The sequence below is a fragment of the Streptomyces sp. NPDC057638 genome, assembly GCF_042800315.1.
Classification (GTDB): domain Bacteria; phylum Actinomycetota; class Actinomycetes; order Streptomycetales; family Streptomycetaceae; genus Streptomyces.
Genome location: NZ_JBHVHF010000043.1, coordinates 15,144 through 37,447, shown reverse-complemented (window position 1 = coordinate 37,447; position 22,304 = coordinate 15,144). Strand labels below are relative to the sequence as shown.

Below are 22,304 nucleotides of genomic sequence, written 5' to 3'. Positions count from 1 at the left end.
CCCCGACACCCTCCACACCCACGCCACCCACCACCTCCCCGAACACATGCGCCCCACCACCTACATCGAACTCACCGAACTCCCCCTCACCCTCAACGGAAAACTCGACCGCAAAGCCCTCCCCGCACCCCCGGACCCGGTCACCGTGACGGCGGCCCCGGCGACGGCCCCGGCCCCGGCCGGCGCGGACGAGGACCCGGCGACGGTGCTCGCCCGGCTGATGGCCGAGGCGCTGGCGCTGCCCGCGATCGGGACGGAGGACAACTTCTTCGCCCTCGGCGGTGACAGCATCGTGTCGATCCGGCTGGTCGGCCGGGCCCGGAAGGCCGGGTTCACGATCACGGCCCGCCAGGTCTTCGAACACCCGACCCCGGCCCGGCTGGCGGCGGTGGCGGCGCCCACCGATGTCACGCGCACCACCCGGCGCGACCGCTCCCCCGACCTCGGCACCGGCCCACTGGTGCTGCCGCCGGTGGCGCACTGGTTCGCCGCGCGCGGCGGCCCGTACCGGCGGTTCTGCCAGGCCCGGCTGGTACTGCTGCCCGCCGGGGTGCGCGGCCGCGACCTGGCGGGCGCGCTCCGGGCCGTCCTGGACCACCACGACGGGCTCCGTCAGGTGCTGACGGTGACGCGCCAGGGACTGTGGAGCGCCGAGGCGCGGCCCGCCGGAGCCCTGACGGCCGACGCGGTGCTACGCACGGTGGACGCCCTCGGTGTCACCGGCGAGGAACTGCGGGAGCTGGTGGCGCGGGAGTCGGAGCGGGCGGCGGGCGAACTGGACCCGGTCTCCGGCGACACCGTCCGCGCGGTGCTCCTGGACGGCGGCCCGGACGCCGCCTCCCGGCTGCTGCTGGTCGCCCACCATCTGGTGGTGGACGAGGTGTCGTGGCAGATCCTGCTGCCGGATCTGCGGGCCGCGTGGGAGGCGGTCGCGGCGGGCCGCGTCCCGGTGCTCGACCCGGTGCCGACATCGCTGCGGTCCTGGACGGCGGCGCTCGCGGCGGAGGCGCACAGCCCCCGGCGGCTGGCGGAGCTGGGCCACTGGCTGGACTCCGCGCCCCGGGAGCGGCTGCTGACAGGCCGTGCGCTGGATCCGCGCCGGGACACCGTGGCGACCGCGCGGCGGCTGACCGTACAGCTCTCTCCCGAGGAGACCGAGCCGCTGCTGACCACCGTCCCGCGGGCCGTGCACGGCACGGTCAACGACACCCTGCTGACCGCGCTGGCGCTGGCCGTCGGCGAGCGGGCGGGCGGGGCCGGGTTCACCGTGGACCTGGAGGGCCACGGCCGCGAGCAGCACCTCGTACCGGACGCGGATCTGACGCGGACGGTGGGGTGGCTGACGGCCGTCCATCCACTGCGGCTCGGTGCCGGGAGCTACGATCCGGCCGCCGTGCTGGCGGGCACCCAGGACGCGGGTGCCGCGCTGAAGGAGGTCAAGGAGGCCCTGCGGGGCGTCCCGGACGGCGGGATCGGCGCCGGGCTGCTGCGGTACCTCAACGCGGGCACCGCCCAGTTGTTCCCTCGGGAGCCGGGCGCCGAGGTCCTGTGGAACTACCTGGGGCGGCAGGAGGCGCGGGTCGCCTCCGACTGGGGCCCGGCCGCCGAGGCGGACGCCCTGTCCGTACGCCCCGAACCGGACGCGCCGCTGTCGCACGCGCTGACCGTCGACGCCGAGATCGAGAACGGTCCCGACGGGCCGCGGCTGACCGCCGCCTTCGTCTGGGCGGGCGAGGCACTGCCCCAGGAGACCGTCGGCGAACTCGCCGACGGCTGGCGGGCGGCGCTCACCACGCTGACGGCGTGGGCGCGGGGCGGTACGACCGCCGGACACACCCCGTCCGACCTCGACCTGCTCGATCTCGACCAGAACCAGATCACCATGCTCGAAGACATGTGGAGGGCCCAGCAGTGAAGCAGTCCCGCAACGAGGCACGTATCGAGGACATGCTGCCGCTGTCACCGCTCCAGCAGGGCATGCTCTTCCACTCGGTGTACGACCAGGACGCGACCGATGTGTACACCGTCCAGGTGACGGTGGCGCTGGCCGGTCCGGTGGACGCGGCCCGGCTGGAGCGGGCCGCCGGGGCGCTGCTGCGCCGTCATCCGAACCTGCGCGCCGGTTTCTGGCACGAGGGTGTGCCCCGGCCGGTGCAGTTCATCCCGTCGGAGGTGGTGCTCGCGCCGCGGACCGTGGACCTGGGCGCGACGCTCTCAGGGACCGGCGCTCCGCCCGAGGCGGCGCTCGCGGAGGCCGAGCGCGCGGAGCTGGCACAGCGGTTCGCGCCGCACCAGCCGCCGCTGCTGCGGCTGCTGCTGGCGCGGCTGGCCGACGACGACCACCGGCTGGTGATCACGGTCCATCACATCCTGGTGGACGGCTGGTCGATGCCGCTGCTGGTGGGCGATCTGCTGGCGCTGTACGGGAGTGACGGCGACGACTCCGGGCTGCCACCGGTCCGTCCCTACCGGGAGTATCTGGCCTGGCTGAAGCGGCAGGACACGGCCGCCGCCGAGACGGCCTGGCGGGCGGCGCTGGCGGGCTTCGACGGCCCCGCGCTGGTGGCGCCCGCCGAGCCGGGCCGCCCGGCGGTGCGGCCGGCTGTCCACGCGGTGGAGCTGTCGGAGGCGGCCACGGACCGGCTGACGGCGGCGGCGCGCCGGCTGGCGACCACGCCGAGCACGCTGGTCCAGTGCGCCTGGGGGCTGGTGCTCGGCGGGCTGACGGGCCGCCGGGACGTGGTCTTCGGGCTGACGGTGTCGGGCCGCCCGGATGAGATACCGGGGGTCGAGTCGATGCTCGGTCTGTTCATCACGACGGTGCCGGTACGGCTCGACACACGGCCTGGGGAGAGCGTCGGGGAGCTGCTGCGCCGGTTCCGGGACGAGCAGAACGCCCTGCTGGCCCATCACCACCTGGGGCTCGGCGCGATCCAGAAGCAGGCGGGCGGCGGGGAGCTGTTCGACACGCTCGTCGTGATCGAGAACTATCCGGTGGATCCGGACGCGCGGCCGGTGCTCCCGGGCGGGCTCCGGGTGGCGGGGATCGAGGCACGGGACGCGACGCACTATCCGCTGACGCTGGCGGTGTCGCTGGACGAGCGGGTGGAGCTGCGGATCGAGTACCGGCCGGACGTGGTCGGCGAGCGGCGGGCCCGGCTGGTCGCGGACCGGCTGGCGCTGGCGCTGGAGCGGATCACCGAGGCGCCGGAGACACCTGTGGGGGCGCTGGGGCTGCTGCCGGAGGCGGAGCTGGCGCGGCTGCGGGAGGGCTGGGGCGGTCCGGTACGGGAGGTGCCCGGCGGCACGGTCATGGACCGGTTCGCCGAGCGCGCGGCCCGGACGCCGGACGCGGTCGCGGTGGTGGCGGGTGAGCGCTCGCTGACCTTCGCGGAGCTGGACGAGCGCTCGGCGCGGCTCGCGGCGCTGCTGGTGGCGCGGGGCGTGGGCCCCGAGTCGGTGGTGGCACTGGCGGTGCCACGGTCGGCGGAGTCGGTGGTGGCGATCTGGGCGGTGCTGCGGGCGGGGGGCGCGTATCTGCCGCTGGATCTGGACCATCCGGTGGAGCGGCTGGGGTTCATGCTCGCGGACGCGGCGCCGGTGTGTGTGCTGACGACGTCGGAGGCGGTGGGATCGCTGCCGCCGGGAAGGGCCGTCGCTTCCGGTGGCGGAACCGCCGGTGTCGGTGGCGGTGCGGCCACCGGTGACAGAACCGCGGGCATCGGTGGCACGGACACCGGTACGGTCGCCGGGTGCGGCGATCCGTCGTGGATCGTGCTGGACGACCCGGCGACGGTCGCGGAGCTGGCCGCCGTCGTGCCCGCGCCCGGGCCGGTGGATGTCGTACCGGACCACTGCGCGTATGTGATCTACACCTCGGGTTCGACGGGCCGCCCCAAGGGGGTCGTGATCACCCATGGCGGTCTCGCACATCTGTACGAGAACCATCGGACGGACATCCTCGGCCCGGTGGCGACCGCCGCCGGGGGCCGGGCGCTGCGGGCCCTGCACACGGCGTCGTTCAGCTTCGACACCTCGTGGGAGCAGTTGTTCTGGCTGGTCGCCGGGCATGAGCTGCACATTCTGGACGAGGTGGAGCGGCGGGACGCCGAGTTCGTCGTCGGCTATGTGCGCGAGCACCGGATCGACACGCTGGACGTGACGCCGACCTACGCCCGGCAGCTGCTGGAGTGGGGGCTGCTGGACGCCGCGCACCACCGCCCGGGGCTGCTGCTGCTCGGCGGCGAGGGCGTTCCGGAGGCGCTGTGGTCCGAGGTCCGGGCCGCGGACGGGGTGCTGTCGGTGAATCTGTACGGGCCGACGGAGTACACGGTCGACGCGCTGGGCGCCGATCTCGCGGTGAGCCCGGCACCGGTGGTGGGCCGGCCCATCGGCAACACCCGGGCGTATGTGCTGGACACGGCGCTGCGGCCGGCGCCGGAGGGGGTGCCGGGTGAGCTGTACTTGGCGGGCCAGGGCATGGCCCGGGGCTATCTGGGCCGCCCAGCGCTGACGGCGGAACGTTTCATCGCCGACCCGTACGGTGTGCCGGGCGAGCGCATGTACCGCACCGGGGACCTCGCCCGCCGACGGCCCGACGGACTGCTGGAGTACCTCGGCCGCACCGACGACCAGATCAAGATCCGCGGCTTCCGCATCGAACCCGGCGAGATCGAGACCGCCCTCACCGCCCTCGACGGCATCACCACCGCCACCGTCATCGTCCGCGAGGACACCCCCGGCATCAAACGCCTCATCGCCTACGCCACCGGCACCGCCGACCCCACCACCACACGCGACACCCTCACCCACACCCTCCCCGACCACCTCGTCCCCACCGCCATCATCATCCTCGACACCCTCCCCACCACCATCAACGGCAAGCTCGACCACACCGCACTCCCCGCGCCGGTGCTCGGCGGCGCCCCGGCCTCACGGGCTCCGCGCGACGAGCGCGAGGAGGTGCTGTGCCGGGTCCTGGCCGAGGTGCTGGGTCTGGCGTCGGCGGGTGTGGACGACGACTTCTTCACGCTGGGCGGCGACAGCATCGTCTCGATCCAGTTCGTGACGCGGGCCCGCAAGGAGGGCCTGGTCCTCACCCCCCGCGATGTCTTCGAGCAGCGGACACCCGCGCTGCTGGCGGTGGTGGCGCGGACCACCGCCGACACACCGGGCGGCCCCGGACCCCGGGCCGACGGGCCCCTGGTGGAGCTGGACGAGGAGCGGCGCGCCGCGCTCGCCCGGGTCTTCCCGGACGCCGCCGAGGTGCTGCCGCTGGCCCCGCTCCAGGAGGGGCTCTACTTCCACGCCGTCTACGACGACCGCGCCCTCGACGTCTATCTGATGCAGAACTTCGTCGAGCTGCGGCACGCGGTGGACACGGTGGCGCTGCGGGCGGCCTTCGACGGGATGCTGCGGCGCCACCCCCATCTGCGGGCCGGTTTCTGGCACGAGGGGCTGCCGGGGCCGGTGCAGGTGGTGCCGGAGGCGTTCGAGCTGCCGTGGGAGGTGCGCGATCTCACCGGCCTGGACGAGCCGGCCCAGGAGGCGGCGCAGCGCGAGTTCTCGCTCGCGGACGCGGCGACCCGGTTCGACCTGGCGGCGCCGCCACTGCTGCGGGTGACGCTGCTGAAGTTCGCGGAACAGCGGTGGATGCTGTGTGTGACACAGCACCACATCCTCACCGACGGCTGGTCGGAGTCGCTCTTCTTCGAGGAGCTGTTCGCGCTGTACGCGCGGGGCGGCGATCCGGCGGGACTGCCGCCGGTGACTCCGTACCGCGACTACCTGCGGTGGCTCGCGGCGGCGAACGGCGCGGCGGCGCTGGAGGCGTGGCGGGGACATCTGTCGGGTCTTGACCAGGCGACGCTGGTGGCTCCGGCGGATCCGGCACGGCGGCCGGTGACGGCCGAGGTGGTCACGGTCGCTCTGGGCGAGGCGGCGAGCGAGCGGCTGCGGTCGTTCGCGCGGGCCTGCGGGGTGACCCTCAACACCGCGCTGTCGGCGGCGTGGGCGCTGTCGCTGGCGTCGCTGACGGGCCGGGACGACGTGGTGTTCGGCGCCACCGTCTCGGGACGGCCCGAGGACGTTCCCGGCGTCGACCAGATGATCGGCATGTTCATGAACACGCTGCCGTTCCGGGTGACGCCGCGGCCGGGTGAGCCGCTGCGGGAGCTGCTGGCGCGGACACAGCGGGAACACGCGGCTCTGCTGCCCCACCACCATCTGGGTCTCGGCCCGATCCAGCGGGCCATGGGCCTCGGGACGCTCTTCGACACGCTGTACGTGTTCCGCAACACGCCGCTGGACGACGCGGCCCGCGAGGAGGCGGTGGAGCGCCACAACATCGGCTGGACGCACAGTGTCGACGGGACGCACTACCCGCTGACGCTGGCGGTGACGCCGGGGGCGTCGCTGGAGCTGAGCCTCGCGTACCGGCCGGACCTCTACGACGGGGCCACGGCGCGGGCGCTGGCGGCCCGGCTGCGGCGGCTGGTGGAACAGTTCGCGGACGGCGGTGCCACCCCGGTGGGCCGGCTGCGGGTGCTGGAGCGGAGCGAGACGGCGGAACTGCTCGACCTCGGTGACGACGGCGGACACGAGGTCCCGGCGGGCGCGCTGACGGATCTCCTCGCGGCGCGGGCGGCGGCGACCCCGGCGGCGACCGCGCTGGTCTTCGAGGAGGAGCGGCTGAGCTACGCGGAGCTGGACGAGCGCTCGTCGCGGCTGGCCCGGGCGCTGATCGCCCGGGGCGCCGGTCCGGAACGTACGGTGGCGCTGGGGCTGCCGCGTTCGGCGGACTTCGTGGTGGCGATGTTCGCGGTGCTGAAGACGGGCGGCGCGTATCTCCCGCTCGACCTGGACCACCCGGTGGACCGGCTGGCCGCGATGGTCGCGGACGGCGAGCCGCTCTGCCTGGTCACGACCACGGCGGTCAGCGGCCGGGTGCCCGAGGTCCCGGGGGTGCCGCTGCTGACGCTGGACGACCCGGCGACGGTCGCGGACCTCACCGCCCGCTCCGGCGCCCCGGTCCACGAGGAGGAGCTGACGGCGCCGCGCGACGGCCGTCACCCGGCGTACCTGATCTACACCTCCGGCTCCACCGGACGCCCCAAGGGCGTGGTGGTGCCGTACGCGGGGCTGACCAACATGCTCGCCAACCACCGGGAGCGGATCTTCGGCCCGGCGGTACGGCTGGCGGGCGGCCGCCGGCTGCGGGTCGCGCACACCGTGTCGTTCGCGTTCGACATGTCCTGGGAGGAGTTCTTCTGGCTGGTCGACGGGCACGAGGTGCATGTCATCGGGGAGCGGCTGCGGCTGGACCCGGCGGCGCTGACGGAGCACTACGACCGGGTCGGCGTCGACGTGGTCAACGTGACCCCGTCGTACGGGCAGCAGCTGATCGACGCGGGTCTGCTGGACCCGGACCGGCACCGCCCGACGCTGGTGCTGCTGGGCGGTGAGGCGGTGCCCGACTCGCTGTGGTCGCTGCTGCGGCGCACCGAGGGGACGATGGGCTACAACCTGTACGGCCCGACCGAGTACACGATCAACGCGCTGGGCGCGGACGTCGCCGACAGCGGTTCGTCGTGCGTGGGGCGGCCCATCGTCAACACCCGGGCGTACGTGCTGGACAGCGCCCTGCGGCCGGTGCCGCGCGGGGTCCCGGGCGAGCTGTACCTCACGGGCGCCGGGCTGGCGCGGGGGTACTTCCGGCGTCCGGCGGCGACCGCGGAGCGTTTCGTCGCGGATCCCTTCGGGACGCCGGGGACGGTGATGTACCGGACCGGGGACCTGGTGCGGTGGCGGGAGGACGGCCGGATCGACTACCTGGGCCGCGCGGACCACCAGGTGAAGATCCGGGGCTTCCGCATCGAGCTGGGCGAGATCGAGTCGGCGCTGACCGGCCTGGACGGGGTCGCGGCGGCGGCGGTCACGGTGCACACCGGTCCGACCGGGGTGCGGCGGCTCGTGGCGTACACGGTGGCGGCGTCGGGCGCGGATGCCGACACGCGGACCGCTCCTGACGTCCTGCGGGCGCGGCTGGCGGACGTGCTGCCGGAGTTCATGCTGCCGTCCGCGTTCATCGCGCTGGAGGCACTGCCACTGACGGTCAACGGCAAGACCCACCGGGCGGCGCTGCCCGCGCCGGTTCTTGACCGCGCCGGTGGCGGACGGCCCCCGAAGGACGCCCGCGAGGAGCTGCTCTGCCGGGTCTTCGCCGAGGTGCTGGGCCTGGACCGGGTCGGCGTCGAGGACAACTTCTTCGAGCTGGGCGGTCACTCGCTGTTGGCGATGCGGCTCGTCGGCCGGATCCGGGCGGAGCTGGGCCTGCCGCTCCAGGTGGGGACGCTGATGTCCGCGCCCACCGTGGCCGGTGTCGCGGCCCGCTCCGGCGGCGACGCCCGCCGGGACGCGCTGCGGGTCCTGCTGCCGCTGCGGGAACGCGGCACGCTGCCGCCGCTGTTCTGCTTCCACCCGGCGTCCGGCTTCGCCTGGCAGTACACGGGTCTGCTGCGCCATCTCGACCCGGCCCGGCCGGTGTACGGGGTGCAGTCGCCGGGCCTGTCCGGGCCGCTGCCCGACGAGGCGGACGTGCCCGACGTGGCCGCGCTGTGCGAGCGGTACCTCGCGGAGATCCGCGCCGTCCAGCCCGAGGGCCCGTACCACTTCGCGGGCTACTCCTTCGGCGGCACCGTCGCGCACACCCTGGCGGCGATGCTCCAGGAGCGCGGCGAGGAGGTCGCCTTCCTGGCCCTCCTGGACGCGTATCCGCCGGAGCGGGACGACTGGTCGTATCTGGACTCCCCCGACTGGCGGGAGCGGCTGGAGCGGTCGGAGAGCGGCTTCCTGCTGGCCGTCGCGGGTCTCGGCGGCGGCGAGGTGAGCCGCGAGGAGGCGATGGCCGCGATCCGGGACAGCCAGGGGTTGCTCGCGGGGTTCGACGACCGGCTGCTGCACGCCGTGGTGGACACCAACGTGCACTGTGTCCGGCTGCTGTCCCGCAGCCGGACCCGGCACTACCGGGGGGATGTGCTCTTCTTCACGGCCTCCCGGACCACCCCGCCCGGTGAGGAGCCGGGGGTGGTCTGGCCCGCCCATGTCGAGGGCGTACTGACCGAGCACGTCCTGGACCTCGGGCACGACGAGCTGATGTCGCCGGAAGCGCTCGACGGGATCGGGCCGCTGCTCGACGCGGCACTGCGGAAGGCCACTCCGGTCCCGTCGGGCGGCTGAGACGGCTGGTGCCGTGACGGGTGGGTGCGCGGTGGGCCCGTGGCACCCGGTACGGGGGCCGCCCGGGCCCGCGGGGCCCAGGGGTGGAGGTGCCCCCCAGGCGCCGCCCGTGGCCACCCGGGCCGCAGGGCCCAGCGGGAAGGGCACTCCCCCAGGCGCCGCCCGAGGGCCCCCGCCCGGCGATATCCGTCGGACCCGCCTTCGCCTGAGGGGCCAGGGCACCGCCCGGCGTCCCACCGCACCGGAGAGCCGTCGGGCCACGACCTCGGCGTCACCGGCATACCGCCGTACCGCCGTACCTCAGCACACAAGCACCTGAGCACCTGAGCCCAGGGGCGCAGAGTCACCGCACCACAGAGTCACCGCACCACGGATTCCCCATCACCCAGGGAGGGGTTGTGTCCCAGAACAGCACGTCACACGGCGAGTTCGGCGGCCGCGTGGCGCTCGTCACCGGGGCCGCGCAGGGCATCGGCCGGGCGGTCGTCAGCGCGCTGAGCGCCCTCGGGGCCACCGTCGCCGCGGCCGACCGGGCGGACGGACCGCTCGGGGACACGGTGACCGCGCTCTCCCTGCCCCACCCGGGCGGCGGCGCCACGGCGCCCGGCCGGGTGACCGGATACCGGCTCGATGTCACCGACCCCGCCGCCGTCACCGCGACGGTCGCCCGGGTCGAGCGCGAACTCGGCCCCCTGGACATCCTCGTCAACGTCGCCGGAGTGCTCCGTACGGGAGCGGCGCTGGACACCACCGACCGGGACTGGGCGGACGTCTTCGCCGTCAACACCACGGGGGTCTTCCATGTCTCCCGCGCGGCCGTCGCCGGGATGGCGGCCCGGGGCCATGGCTGCGTGGTCACCGTCGCGTCCAACGCGGCGGGCATCCCCCGGGCCGGGATGAGCGCCTACGCCGCCTCCAAGGCCGCCGCCGTCATGTTCACCAAGTGCCTCGGCCTGGAGGTCGCCGCGCGGGGCGTCCGCTGCAACGCGGTCTGTCCCGGCTCCACCGACACCCCGATGCAGCGGTCGCTGTGGGACGGTCCCGGCGGCCCCGGCCGGGTGATCGAGGGGGACCTCTCGGCGTACCGGACCGGCATTCCGCTCCAGCGCCTCGCCGACCCCGAGGACATCGCCGAGGCGGTGGTCTATCTGGCGTCCGACCGGGCCCGGCACATCACCATGCAGGACATCTATGTCGACGGGGGCGCGACGCTGCGCTGACCGCCGCGCCGCCCGTCCCCGTACCGGGCCACCCACCCCACACACCACACACCATCAACCTATGCGGCGCGTACGGACGGACGGACGCGCCGCGCACACAGCAAGGAGCCCCACCGTGTCGACGGTCCCTCAGATCGCCGAGCCGCACCGACCCCCGGCCCACACCCCCTCCTCCGCCGACGTCACGCCCCCGGCCGGAGCCTCGCGCTCCGCTGTGGGCGCAGCCACCGGCCTCCTCGACGCCTACCGCCGCGAGGACCGCTTCCTCGCCACGCCCACCCGCACCCTGCTCGCCCGGGGCGTCCGTCACTCCGTCCCGCACGGCCCCGAGCCGCTGCACCGACGGGTCGCCGACGCCCTCCGCGCGGTCGGCCCGGACGACGGTGGCCCCCGGGTCGTCCTCGGCGCGATCCCCTTCGACCCGTCGGCGCCCGCCGCCCTCGTCGTGCCGGAGACCGTGACCACCGGACCCGCGCTCGCCATGGACCCGCTGATCGCCCTGCCGGCCGCCGCGCCGGCGCGGGGCGGCTGGACGGTCCGGCCGGAACCGGAGCCCGAGGAGTACGCACGGGGCGTCGCCGCCGCCGTCGACCGCATGTGGCAGGGCGAGTTCAGCAAGGTGGTACTGGCCCGCACCCTGCGACTGACCGGCGCGAACGGGCCGGATCTGCCCGCCATGGTCCAGCGGCTGGCCCGCCGGGACCCGGGCGGCTACACCTTCGCCCTGCCCACCGGTCCCGGCCGGACCCTGCTCGGCGCCAGCCCCGAGCTGCTGGTCTCCCGCCGGGGCGGAGTGCTCGTCTCCAACCCGCTCGCCGGGTCCGCCCCGCGCAGCGGCGACCTCGCCGAGGACGTACGGCGGGCCGCCGGCCTGCTGGAGTCCGCCAAGGATCTGCACGAGCACGCCGTCGTGGTCAACGCCGTGCACCAGACCATGGCACCGTACTGCTCCTCGATCGAGGTGCCCGCACGGCCCTCCCTGATCCGTACCGCCACGATGTGGCACCTCTCCACGACGGTCACGGGCACCCTGGCACACCCCGGGGTCTCCGCCCTGGAGATCGCCGGCGCGCTGCACCCGACCCCCGCGGTCTGCGGCACCCCGACCGATGTGGCCCGTGCCGTGATCCAGCGGACCGAGCCCTTCGACCGTGGCTTCTTCACCGGCGTCGTCGGCTGGGGCGACGCCGAGGGCAACGGCGAGTGGGTGGTCACCATCCGCTGCGCCGAGGCCGGGGAGGACTCGCTGCGGCTGTACGCGGGCGCGGGTGTCGTCGCCGCCTCGGATCCGGCCGCGGAGACCGCCGAGACCGCCGCCAAGTTCCGTACCTTCCTCGACGCCATGGGGGCCGAGCTGTGACCGCGTCCGTCCCGAACACCACCGGGGCCACCCCCGGCCGGGGGTCCCTCCCGAACACCACCGTGACCGTCCCCGGCCGGGGCGGCACCCCCGCCCACGGCACCGCGAACACGCCCGACCCGACCTGGCCGGAGGCGTTCGCCCGCCGCTACCGCGAGGCCGGCTGGTGGCGCGGTGAGACCTTGGGCGCGGTGCTCCGTGAGCGTGCCGCCGCCCACCCCGACCGTGTCGCCGTCGTCGACCCGGTCGGCGGCCCCGGCGGCACCCGGCTGGCCTGGACGTATATCCAACTGGACCGGCGCGCCGACCGGATGGCCGCGGGGCTGGTCGCCCGGGGCATCGGCCCCGGCGACCGGGTGGTGGTCCAACTGCCCAACACCGCCGCCTTCTTCGAGGTGCTGTTCGCGCTCTTCCGGATCGGTGCCGTGCCGGTGCTCGCGCTGCCCGCCCACCGGGAGACGGAGATCGGCTACTTCTGCTCCTTCACCGAGGCGGTGGCGTACATCGTCCCCGACACCCACGGGGGCTTCGACTACCGCCCCCTGGCGACGGCCCTGTACGCCAGGGTGCCCTCCCTGCGGCACGTCCTGGTCTCCGGTGCGGACGCGGGCCCCTTCGAGAACCTGGCCGATGTGCCCCGCGCGCCCGTGCCGCTGGCCGAGCCCGCCCCCTCGGACATCGCCCTGCTCCAGCTCTCCGGCGGCAGCACCGGCGTCCCCAAGCTGATCCCCCGCACCCACGACGACTACGTCTACTCGGTGCGCGCCTCCAACGAGGTCTGCGGCGTCGACCGCGACAGCGTCTATCTGTGTGTGCTGCCCGCGCCGCACAACTTCCCGCTGTCCTCGCCGGGGACTCTCGGCACGCTGTACGCGGGCGGCCGGGTGGTGCTGTGTCCCAGACCCGCCCCCGACACGGCCTTTCCGCTGATCCAGGACGAGAAGGTGACGATCACCGGCCTGGTGCCACCGCTGGCGCTGGTGTGGACGGAGGCGGCGCCCGGCACCCCGTACGACCTCTCCAGCCTCGATGTCCTGCTGGTCGGCGGGGCCAAGTTCGGCGAGGAGGCGGCCCGGCGGGTGCGGCCGGCCCTCGGCTGCTCGCTCCAGCAGGTCTTCGGTATGGCGGAGGGACTGGTGAACTACACCCGCCTGGACGACGACGCCGAGACGGTCGTGACCACCCAGGGCCGTCCGCTCTCCCCCGATGACGAGATCAGGATCGTCGACGACACGGACGAGGACGTTCCGGAGGGGACGACGGGCCATCTGCTGACGCGTGGCCCCTACACCGTCCGGGGGTACTGGAAGGCACCGGAGCACAACGCCCGCGCCTTCACCACGGACGGCTTCTACCGCACCGGCGATCTCGTCCGGCGCACGGAGAGCGGTCATCTCGTGGTCGAGGGCCGGGCGAAGGACCAGATCAACCGGGGCGGCGAGAAGATCGCCGCCGAGGAGGTGGAGAACCACATCATCGCCCACCCCTCGGTGCACGACGCCAACGTGGTCGCCGAGCCCGACCCGTACCTCGGGGAACGGACCTGCGCGTACGTCATCCTGCGCGGGAACGCCGCGGCGGTGGGGGCGCTCGCGCTGAAGCAGTTCGTCCGGGGGCGGGGGCTGGCCGCGTACAAGGTGCCGGACCGGGTGGTGTTCGTGAAGGCGTTCCCGAAGACGGGGGTCGGCAAGGTCTCGAAGAGGGATCTGCGCGCCCGTACGGCCCCGGCGTCCGTCTCCCCCGCCCCTCCGCCCACTCCCCTGGCTCCCCCTCACTCCGACTGACCCCCGCTGACTCCCCCGCTGGCTCCACCGCCGGAAACGGAATCTCTCATGGCACTGCCCTCCATCCCCTCCTACCGCATGCCGCTCCCCGCGGAGCTGCCCGCCAACCGGGTGGAGTGGACCGTCGACCCGGACCGCGCCGTCCTGGTCGTCCACGACCTCCAGAACTACTTCCTGTCGGCGTTCGACACCGGGAGCGAGCCCGTCACCACCCTGCTCGACCGGATCAACCTGCTACGGAAGGAGGCCGGCCGACTCGGGATCCCGGTTCTCTACACCGCCCAGCCCGGCGGCCAGACCCCCGAACAGCGCGGGCTCCAGCAGGACTTCTGGGGCCCCGGCATCCCCGACGACCCGTACGCGGCGGCCATCGCGGACGCGGTCGCGCCCGGCCCGGGGGACACCGTGCTGACGAAGTGGAAGTACAGCGCGTTCACCCGTACCGGACTGCGGGAGTCCCTGCGGGAGCAGGGCCGCGACCAGATCGTGGTGACCGGGGTCTACGCGCACATCGGCGTCCTGATGACGGCGTGCGACGCGTGGATGCGGGACATCCAGGCGTTCGTCGTGGCGGACGCGGTGGCCGACTTCTCCGCCCGGGAGCACCGGATGGCCCTGGAGTGGGCCGCGGGCCGGTGCGCCGTGGTCACGACGGCGGAGGAGGTGTTCCGGAGCGGGCGCTGACGGTGCTGACGGGTGCTGACGGGTGCTGACAGGTGCTCCACGGGTACCGCCGCGTCCGGGGTTCGCGGCGCAGGGGCTGTGGGGGCGTCAGAGCGTCAGGGCGTCAGGGCGTCAGGGCGTCAGGGCGTCAGGGCGTCAACGGATCGTGGAGGTGGTGCCGGGCTCGGCGTAGTCGACGGGGTACCGGTGGGGCGATCAGCGAGGGTGACGGCCGCCATCACGGCCGTGTATGACCGGCCTCTTGCCTCCGGCGCCCCCACGATGGAAACTTCTTGCAGTTCCTTTCAGCAAGAAATTGCAACGCCGTGTCATGACGTACATCCGCCCCGGCTCGATGTGCTCCACGGGCGGGTCTCTCCCCGCGAGGAAAGGACAGGCTCATGTCGTTCCTGAAGAAGACCGCCCGGCGGTTGGCGGTGGCTCCCGCCGTGGGCGCGCTGATCGCGGCGGGTGCGCTGGCGACCGCGACCCCGGCGACCGCCGCTCCGGAAGGCGCCCTGGCCGGTGTCTTCATCTACGCCAACCCCAACTACTCGATCCCGGTGTACCCCAGCGGCGCCCCCGTGTACGTGGCGAATCTCGGCGGCCCGGCGCAGGACAGCGTCTCCTCCTTGGCCAACAGCACCGACCTCCGCATGTGTTTCTACGAGCACGGGAACTTCGGCGGTCTTGAGTTCCGGATCGGCCCCGGCGAGTGGTGGGCCACGCTCCCTGGATGGATCAACGACAAGATCTCGTCCTACCGGCCCTGCTGACCCACAGGGCCGTCCGCCCCCCGGACGGCCCTGTGCCCGCCCCCGCCCGCGCGCACCACGGAAAGCACCCGACCGCACGCCGACAGAAAGGCAGCCATGCGTTCCAGCGCCGAAGGCAGGCCCTCCGCCCTGTCACGTCTCAAGCACCGGACGGCGCTCCTCGCCGCCCTCGCCATCCTCACCGCCTCAGCCGGTGTGCTCGCGAACACCACCCCCGCCCAGGCCACCGAGGCCGCCGGCTGCATGGGGAACGGGCGCAGCCTGTGTCTGCGGGCGCATGAGAACTACGGGGGGTTCTCGCTCCCCTTCAGCATGCCCAACGTGTTCTCCAACCTCGGCCAGTACCAGGACCAGGTCTCCTCCATCGTCAATGACTCGATCTACTCCATCTGCTTCTACGAGCACCCGGGCTACGGCGGTCTTGAGTTCAGGATCGGTCCCTGGGAGTGGTGGCCCAGCCTGCCCGGGTGGATCAACGACAAGATCAGCTCCTTCCGCCCCTGCTGAGGAGACGGAACCGGCCCGCGAGCCGGGGCCGCCGGAGCCGGAGACGACCGGCGAGGCCGGGGCACCACGCCCGCGGCCCCGTGTCCCCTCCGGCTCGGGGGATCGGCGGCCTCAGCCCGCGAACCGGGCCATCCATGCCTCGACCTCGTCCGCCGAACGCGGCAGACCCGCCGACAGGTTCTCGTGTCCGTCCTCGGTGACCAGCAGATCGTCCTCGATCCGCACGCCGATGCCACGCCATTCCTCCGGCACGGTGAGGTCGTCCGGCTGGAAGTACAGGCCCGGCTCGACGGTGAGCACCATGCCCGGCTCCAGCACCCCGTCCACGTACTCCTCGTTCCGGGCCTGCGCGCAGTCGTGCACATCCAGTCCGAGCATGTGCCCGGTCCCGGCCATGGTGAAGCGCCGCTGGAGTCCGAGGGCGTACGCGCGGTCCGCCGGGCCCTCGATGAAGCCCCACGCGACCAGCCGGTCGGCGAGGTAGCGCTGCGACGCCTCGTGGAAGTCGCGGTACGCCGCGCCGGGGCGGACGGCGGCCATCCCGGCCTCCTGCGCCCCGTACACGGCGTCGTAGACCTGACGCTGTACGGGAGTGAAGGTCCCGCCGATCGGGAAGGTCCGGGTGACATCGGCGGTGTAGAGGGTGTGGGTCTCCACTCCGGCGTCGAGCAGGAGCAGTTCTCCCGGGCGTACCGGACCGTCGTTGTCCGTCCAGTGCATGATCGTGGCGTGCTCGCCCGCGGCGCAGATCGAGCCGTAGCCCACGGAGTTGCCCTCCAGGCGGGCCCGGCGGAAGAAGGTGCCCTCGATCCAGCGCTCGGACGAGGCGACCGCCCGGGACAGTTCGCCGATCGCGTCGGTGAATCCGCGCACGGTGGAGTCCACGGCCTTGCGGAGTTCGGCGATCTCCCAGTCGTCCTTGACGACACGCAGATCGCTCAGGGCCTCCTCCAGTCCGGCGTCCCGCTCCGCGTCGGTGCTGACGGCGGCCTCCAGGGCCGGGGCGAGACCACGGACGATCCGGGTCGGCACACCGGGCGCGGCGGCCAGGTCGGCGGCCGCCGTGCGGACGTCGCGGCAGGGCAGGCCGAGCACGGACGCGGCCTCGGCGAGGGAGCGGCGGCGGCCCATCCACAGCTCCGCCGTGGGGCCGGTCCAGAACTCGTCGTCGTCCCTGCTGTCGCGGGGCAGCTGATAGCAGTGGGCGTCATGGCCGCCGTCGGCGCGGGGTTCGAGGACCAGGGCGCCGTCGCGGGCCCGGTCCCCGGTCATATGCACATAGCCCGAATAGGGACGGAAGGGGTAGCAGTCGTCGTTGGAGCGGACCTCGAGGCCCCCGGAGGGGATGACGAGGCGTTCGCCCGGGAAGCGGGCGGAGAGCGCGGCACGGCGGCGGGCCGCGTGCGGCGCCTGCTCGTCCAGCGGCAGATCATGCCGCTCGGTCGGGGCCCATCCCGTCCGCATCAGCGCGGACAGCTCCTTGGTTATCCCCGGGTAGAGACCGTTCTTCCGGCCTTCCGCCATATCGTCCACCTTCCCTGTGTCTTCGCTGTGGCTTCGCTGTGGCTGGCCCTGTGGCCGCTCTGGGGCTGCTCCGAGCCCGGAACGCGGCTTCGCGGCGAGGCGGCTCCGCGTTCCGGGCGTGGTACGGACGCCCTTCCGGCGCGGGTACGGACGGCCTCCCGGCCGCCGGGGCCACCGGCAAGCGGGACGGTATCCCGTGCCGCGCCCGCCCGGTGCGCGGATGTGCCAGTGGCACGGATCCGCCATCCGGTGGTCCGGGACCATCGACAATGGGACGCATGATGAACGAGAGACTCGGCGAGGCGCTGCGGCTGCTGGGGCTGGACCCGACGGCGGCCCGGGTCTATCGGGCGCTCCTCGATCTGGCGCCCGCCCCGCTGGACGTGATCGCCACCGCCTCGGACGCCGCCCCGGGGGAGTTCCCGGCCGCGTACGCGACCCTCGTCGACGCCGGGCTGGCCAGCGCTCCCGGGGCGGACGGGGAGGTGGTGGCCCCGGTACCGCCGACCGCGGGGCTGGAGATCCTGGCCCGGCACCGGGCGGCCGAGGTCGAGGAGTCGAGGATCGCCGTCGCGGGCGCGTTCGAGTCCTTCCGGCGTCAGCGCCTCGCCGCCTACAACGACGATCTGGTGGAGGTCGTCACCGGCGACGCGGTCGGTCCCCGGATCCGCCGGGCGTGGGCGAGTGCCCGCGAGCAGATCCGGCAGTTCGAGTCGCCGCCGTATGTCCTCCTGGCGGACGCCACCCACGACGCGCTGGCGACCCTGGCCCGGGGGGTGACCCAGCGGGTGGTGTACTCACGGGAGTCGCTGGCGCACCCCGGCCGTCTCACGGAGGTGATCGAGCCCTGTGTCATGGCGGGCGAGCAGGCCAGGGTGCTGCCGTCGGTACCGGTCAAGCTGGTGATCATCGACGACGCCTACGCCCTGGTCTCGCTGTCGATCCAGGAGGCCGATGTGCACAACAGCATGCTGGTGGTCCAGCCGTGCGGCCTGCTCTCCGCGCTCATCGCCCTGTTCGAACAGTCATGGCGCGCCGCCGTGCCGTTCCAGGGCCACACCACCCGCCCGGGCGGCCTGCCTCCGGCGGACCGGCGGTTGCTGTGGCTCCTCGCCGGGGGCGCCGACGATGAGGTCATCGCCCGTGAGCTGGGCATCAGCAGACGTACCCTCTTCCGGCGCCTCCAGACGCTGATGGCCCGGCTGGGTGCCGCGAACCGCTTCCAGATGGCCTTGCAGGCACAGCGCAACGGCTGGCTGTGATCCGTCGGCGGTGGTCTACCCCCAGGGCTGTCACCTTGTCTTACGGGGGGTTCCGGGCCCGCCGGGCGGGACGGGCCGCCGTGGCCCGGTCACCGGCGCGCGGCGTCGGTGACCGGGCCGTACGGCGTTCACCGCCCGTACCACTCCCGCGCGAGCAGCTCGTAGGAGCGCACCCGGTCCGCGTGGCCGTGGGTGATGGTGGTGATGATCAGCTCGTCGGCCGAGGTGGCCTCCTGAAGTCGTTCGAGCTGGTCGGCGACGCGCGCCGGGGAGCCGACGAACTGGGTGTCGACGCGGTCGGCGACGAGTTCCTGGTCCGCGTCGGTCCACGGATGGGCGCGGGCCTCGTCCGGGGTGGGGAAGGGGATGGCGCCCTCGGCGGTGCGGATGCTGCGGACCCAGGGGGCGTAGCCGGTGGCCAGCTCGCGGGCGGTCGCGTCGTCCTCGGCGACGACGACGTCGGCGGAGACACTGACATACGGCTTGTCGAGGTCGCCGGAGGGCTGGAACGCGGCGCGGTAGCCCTCGGCGGCCTCCAGGACGGTGGCGGGGCTGACGTGGTAGTTGGCCGCGAAGCGCAGTCCGTTGCGGCCCGCGACCTCGGCGCTCTCGCCACCGCTGCTGCCGAGGATCCACACCTCCACCTCGGCGCCCTCGCCCGGGACGGCATGGGCCTCGGTCCCATCCGCGGCGCGGTAGTCGCCGCGCAGCAGCGCGAGGATGTCGTCGACCTGCTCCCCGTACTCCTGCGCCGTGGCACCGGGCAGGTGCAGCAGTTCCTGCTGGACCCGGAAGCGCGGCGATCCGATCAGCTGCTCGAAGGAGAACCGGGGCGGGATCACCAGCCCGTTGGGGGCCCGCCCGTCCACGACGGGGATCGTGGCCGGGCGGGGCTCCGCCGCCCGTCCGGACGGCCGCCCGCCGGACCGGCCGAGTCCCAGGTCGAGCCGCCCGGGGTGCAGGGCGTCGATCAGCCCGAACTCCTCGACCGTGGAGAGCGCGGTGCGGTGGCCGAGCTGTACGGCACCGGACCCGATCCTGATCGTGGAGGTCGCGCCCGCGGTCAGGGCGAGGACGACCGCGGGCGAGGCTCCGGCCACTCCCGGGTTGAGATGGTGCTCGGCCAGCCAGTACCGCGTGTACCCGAAGCGTTCGGTCTGCCGGGCGAGGTCGATGGTGTGGCGCAGCGCGTCCGCGGCGGTGGAACCGGACGGGATCGGGACGAGGTCGAGGACCCCGAGGGGGATGGTGGACATGATCGGGTGGTACTCCTCAGCGGTCGGCGGTGGCGGGTGCCGGTACGGAAGCGGGTTCGGGGTCCGGGGTGCGGGCTCGTAGCGAGAGGCCCTGGGGCGCTGACGGGGCTCAGGGCGCGGGGGCCGAGGGCTCGGCCCCCGGCCCGGCCCCGGTCTCCGGCGGTGACCCGGTCCCGGTGTCAGGTCCGGTCCCGGTCTCCGGTCCGGGCAGGACCGGCGCCCAGGGGAACGGCGGTCCGGGCAGATCGCGCCGCAGCGCCGGGGCGATGTCGGACTGGAAGAGTTCCAGTGAGGCGCGGTGCTGGGCCTGGGTGAACGCGCCCGCGTCGGCGTGCAGATGGATCGCGCTGTGCCCGAACCGCTCGTGGTAGCGGTGCACCTTCTCGATCACCTGTTGCGGGCTGCCGATCAGCGCGGAGCTGCGTTCGACGAAGTCCTCCAGGGTGGCGAAGACCGGTTCGAGCCCCAGGCGCTTCTGGAGGTCGAGATAGCCCTCGAACTCCGGCCGGTAGGCGGCGATGGCCTCCTGGGAGGTCCGGGCCGCGTAGTACCCGGCCGTGCCCGCCCCGACGACGGCCCGCGCCGGATCGTGGCCGTAGTGCTCCCACCGCTCCCGGTAGTAGCTGATCAGCTCGGCGTACGGCTCTATCGGGTGGGTGACGTTGGCCGAGAAGAGCGGATCGCCGTAGCGGGCGGCGAGATCGACGGACTCCCGGCTGGTCGCGCTGCCGTGCCAGACCCGGATGGGCCGCTGAAGCGGCCTCGGCCAGACCTCGGCGTCGGTCAGGGCGGGGCGGAAGCGCGGGGTGGCGCTCACCTTCCCCTGCCGCCAGATCCTGCGGAACAGCTCGTAGCTCTCGGCGTTACGGTCCCACTGGTCCTCGGGGGTGACATGGAAGAGCTCGCGCTGGGCGGCGCCGTTGCCCTTCCCGATGATCAGCTCAAGCCGGCCGCCGGAGAGGTGGTCCAGCGTCGCGTAGTCCTCGTACGCGCGGACCGGGTCGAGCAGACTCAGTGTGGTGACGGCGGTGAACAGCCTGATCCGGGAGGTGAGCGCGGCGATATGGCTGAGGACGACGGGGGGTGAGGAGGAGAGGAAGGGCCGCTCATGGCGTTCGCCGACGCCGAAGCCGTCGAATCCGAGCTCCTCGGCCAGCACCGCGTTGTCGATCACTTCTCTGAAGCGCTCGCCGGTACTCGGCTGGGTACCGGTCACCGGATCCGGTACGTGCACGATCAGGCTGATCAGCAGGAACTTCATGAGGCCGCCCGCCCGGGCTCGGGCTCCGCGCGCGGATCGGGGTGGGCCAGCCCGAGGTGGTCGCGGAGCGTGGAGCCGGTGTAGTCCTCGCGGAACACCCCGCGTTCCTGGAGCAGCGGGACGACGGTGTCGGCGAACGCGTCCAGGCCGCCGGGGGTGAGGTGGGGGACCAGGATGAAGCCGTCCGCGGCGTCCGCCTGGACGAAGGCGTTGATCGTCTCGGCGACGGTGGCCGGGGACCCGATGAACGACTGGCGGGCCGTGGTCTCGATGACCAGCTCCCGGATCGACAGGTTCCGTGCGGCGGCGCGCTCGCGCCACTCGCGGGCCACGGCGACCGGGTCACGGAACATCCGTACGCTGGCCCGGCCGCGGGCGACGGTGTTCTCGCCGGGGAGCGGATCGACGTCCGGGAGCGGGCCGTCCGGGTCGTAGGCCGACAGGTCCCGGTTCCAGACGTGCTCCAGGTAGGCGATGGCGGTCTGGCCGCTGACCTGCTGCCGCCGCACCTCCGCCGCGTGTTCCTGGGCCTCGGCGTCGGTGTCACCGAGGACGAAGGTGGCTGCGGGCAGCACGAGCAGCTGGTCGGGGGTACGGCCGTGGCGGGCCAGACGGCCCTTGACGTCGGCGTAGAACGCCTGGCCGGGACCGAGTTCGCTGTGTCTGCTGAAGATGGCGTCGGCGCGCGACGCGGCGAATTCACGGCCCTCGTCGGAGTCGCCCGCCTGGAAGATCACCGGGCGGCCCTGGGGGCCGCGCGGCACGTTGAACCGCCCGGCGATGTCGAAGTGCTGCCCCCGGTGGGCGAAGGCCCCGGCCCGCGCGTCCCGCAGGAAGCGGCCCGACCGCTGGTCCGCGAGCAGGTCGTCGGCCTGCCAGGAGTCGAACAGTTCGGTGGTGGTGTCCAGGAACTCCCTGGCCCGGGAGTAGCGCTGCTCCTGGGGGAGGAATCCGCCGCGCCGGAAGTTCTCGCCGGTGAAGGGGTCCCACGAGGTGACCACGTTCCACGCGGCGCGCCCGTCCGACAGGTGGTCCAGGCTGGCGAACTGGCGGGCCACCTCGTAGGGCTCGTTGAAGGTGGAGTTGATGGTGCCGGTCAGTCCGATCCGTTCCGTGACGGCGGCCAGCGCGGTGAGGACGGTGAAGGTGTCGGGCCGTCCCACCACGTCCAGGTCGTAGATCCGGCCGCCCTGCTCCCGCAGGCGCAGCCCTTCGGCGAGGAAGATGAAGTCGAACTTGGCGCGTTCGGCGGTCCGGGCGAAGTGCGCGAAGGAGCTGAAGGCGATGTGGCTGCCCGCCCGTGGATCGCTCCAGACCGTGGTGTTGTTGACACCGGGGAAGTGGGCCGCGAGATGGATCCGCTTCAGGGGCTTGCCCCCGGCGGGATCGCTCGCGGTCGGGGCACCCGTGGCCGGTATGCCCGAGGTCGACGTGCTCATGGTGGTAGGCGTCCT

Annotated in this window: 13 protein-coding genes; 9 read left to right on the top strand and 4 right to left on the bottom strand. The window is 73.6% G+C overall.

Translation table 11 applies throughout. The features are described 5' to 3' along the window. The 8 genes from ACFVIM_RS09125 to ACFVIM_RS09090 all read left to right on the top strand — a co-directional run. Nucleotides 1-1,915: condensation domain-containing protein (locus ACFVIM_RS09125; RefSeq protein ID WP_384300019.1), on the top strand; the 1,915-nt coding region annotated here is incomplete at its 5' end. A gap of 32 nt (nt 1,916-1,947) precedes the next feature. After that, the gene (locus tag ACFVIM_RS09120; RefSeq protein WP_384300024.1) at nt 1,948-9,237 is read left to right on the top strand and encodes an amino acid adenylation domain-containing protein; all 7,290 of its coding nucleotides are present in this window, start codon (nt 1,948-1,950) and stop codon (nt 9,235-9,237) included. A 398-nt stretch (nt 9,238-9,635) separates the two neighbouring features. Beyond that, entirely contained in the window at nt 9,636-10,457 is an 822-nt protein-coding gene (locus ACFVIM_RS09115; RefSeq protein ID WP_384300018.1) for a 2,3-dihydro-2,3-dihydroxybenzoate dehydrogenase, read from the top strand. 115 nt (nt 10,458-10,572) lie between these two features. Beyond that, nucleotides 10,573-11,817, top strand: coding sequence for an isochorismate synthase (locus tag ACFVIM_RS09110; RefSeq protein ID WP_384300017.1), 1,245 nt, complete (start codon nt 10,573-10,575; stop codon nt 11,815-11,817). A gap of 62 nt (nt 11,818-11,879) precedes the next feature. Further along, nucleotides 11,880-13,601, top strand: a complete 1,722-nt coding sequence (locus ACFVIM_RS09105; protein WP_384300023.1) for a (2,3-dihydroxybenzoyl)adenylate synthase — start codon at nt 11,880-11,882, stop codon at nt 13,599-13,601. Between the two features lie 48 nt (nt 13,602-13,649). Further along, complete coding sequence (locus ACFVIM_RS09100) at nt 13,650-14,285, top strand: isochorismatase family protein (RefSeq protein ID WP_384300016.1); 636 nt, start codon at nt 13,650-13,652, stop codon at nt 14,283-14,285. 380 nt (nt 14,286-14,665) lie between these two features. After that, nucleotides 14,666-15,040: a hypothetical protein gene (locus tag ACFVIM_RS09095; protein ID WP_384300015.1), complete on the top strand. Its 375-nt coding sequence runs from the start codon at nt 14,666-14,668 to the stop codon at nt 15,038-15,040. Between the two features lie 96 nt (nt 15,041-15,136). Then, the gene (locus tag ACFVIM_RS09090; protein WP_384300014.1) at nt 15,137-15,547 is read left to right on the top strand and encodes a peptidase inhibitor family I36 protein; all 411 of its coding nucleotides are present in this window, start codon (nt 15,137-15,139) and stop codon (nt 15,545-15,547) included. A gap of 111 nt (nt 15,548-15,658) precedes the next feature. On the opposite strand, the gene ACFVIM_RS09085 is transcribed toward ACFVIM_RS09090, so the two are convergent. Further along, complete coding sequence (locus ACFVIM_RS09085; protein WP_384300013.1) at nt 15,659-17,071, bottom strand: aminopeptidase P family protein; 1,413 nt, start codon at nt 17,069-17,071, stop codon at nt 15,659-15,661. 278 nt (nt 17,072-17,349) lie between these two features. Here ACFVIM_RS09085 and ACFVIM_RS09080 point away from each other — a divergent pair, with 278 nt between their 5' ends. Beyond that, nucleotides 17,350-18,333 carry a LuxR family transcriptional regulator gene (locus ACFVIM_RS09080; protein ID WP_384300012.1) on the top strand — a complete coding sequence of 328 codons (984 nt, stop codon included), beginning with the start codon at nt 17,350-17,352 and terminating at the stop codon, nt 18,331-18,333. Nucleotides 18,334-18,461: 128 nt separating this feature from the next. Here ACFVIM_RS09080 and ACFVIM_RS09075 read toward each other — a convergent pair whose 3' ends face one another. The 3 genes from ACFVIM_RS09075 to ACFVIM_RS09065 form a co-directional block, all read right to left on the bottom strand. Next, the gene (locus ACFVIM_RS09075; protein WP_384300011.1) at nt 18,462-19,589 is read right to left on the bottom strand and encodes an LLM class flavin-dependent oxidoreductase; all 1,128 of its coding nucleotides are present in this window, start codon (nt 19,587-19,589) and stop codon (nt 18,462-18,464) included. Between the two features lie 109 nt (nt 19,590-19,698). After that, entirely contained in the window at nt 19,699-20,850 is a 1,152-nt protein-coding gene (locus ACFVIM_RS09070; RefSeq protein ID WP_384300010.1) for an LLM class flavin-dependent oxidoreductase, read from the bottom strand. Next, nucleotides 20,847-22,289, bottom strand: coding sequence for an NtaA/DmoA family FMN-dependent monooxygenase (locus ACFVIM_RS09065; RefSeq protein WP_384300009.1), 1,443 nt, complete (start codon nt 22,287-22,289; stop codon nt 20,847-20,849). The genes ACFVIM_RS09070 and ACFVIM_RS09065 overlap by 4 nt, the downstream gene beginning before the upstream one ends. Nucleotides 22,290-22,304 lie beyond the last annotated feature (15 nt).

Bases quoted from the DNA above. Each gene is read 5' to 3' on its own strand.
- ACFVIM_RS09070 (WP_384300010.1), bottom strand. From the start codon at position 20,850: ATGAAGTTCCTGCTGATCAGCCTGATCGTGCACGTACCGGATCCGGTG.
- ACFVIM_RS09100 (WP_384300016.1), top strand. From the start codon at position 13,650: ATGGCACTGCCCTCCATCCCCTCCTACCGCATGCCGCTCCCCGCGGAG.
- ACFVIM_RS09080 (WP_384300012.1), top strand. From the start codon at position 17,350: ATGATGAACGAGAGACTCGGCGAGGCGCTGCGGCTGCTGGGGCTGGAC.
- ACFVIM_RS09095 (WP_384300015.1), top strand. From the start codon at position 14,666: ATGTCGTTCCTGAAGAAGACCGCCCGGCGGTTGGCGGTGGCTCCCGCC.
- ACFVIM_RS09090 (WP_384300014.1), top strand. From the start codon at position 15,137: ATGCGTTCCAGCGCCGAAGGCAGGCCCTCCGCCCTGTCACGTCTCAAG.
- ACFVIM_RS09065 (WP_384300009.1), bottom strand. From the start codon at position 22,289: ATGAGCACGTCGACCTCGGGCATACCGGCCACGGGTGCCCCGACCGCG.
- ACFVIM_RS09120 (WP_384300024.1), top strand. From the start codon at position 1,948: ATGCTGCCGCTGTCACCGCTCCAGCAGGGCATGCTCTTCCACTCGGTG.
- ACFVIM_RS09075 (WP_384300011.1), bottom strand. From the start codon at position 19,589: ATGTCCACCATCCCCCTCGGGGTCCTCGACCTCGTCCCGATCCCGTCC.
- ACFVIM_RS09085 (WP_384300013.1), bottom strand. From the start codon at position 17,071: ATGGCGGAAGGCCGGAAGAACGGTCTCTACCCGGGGATAACCAAGGAG.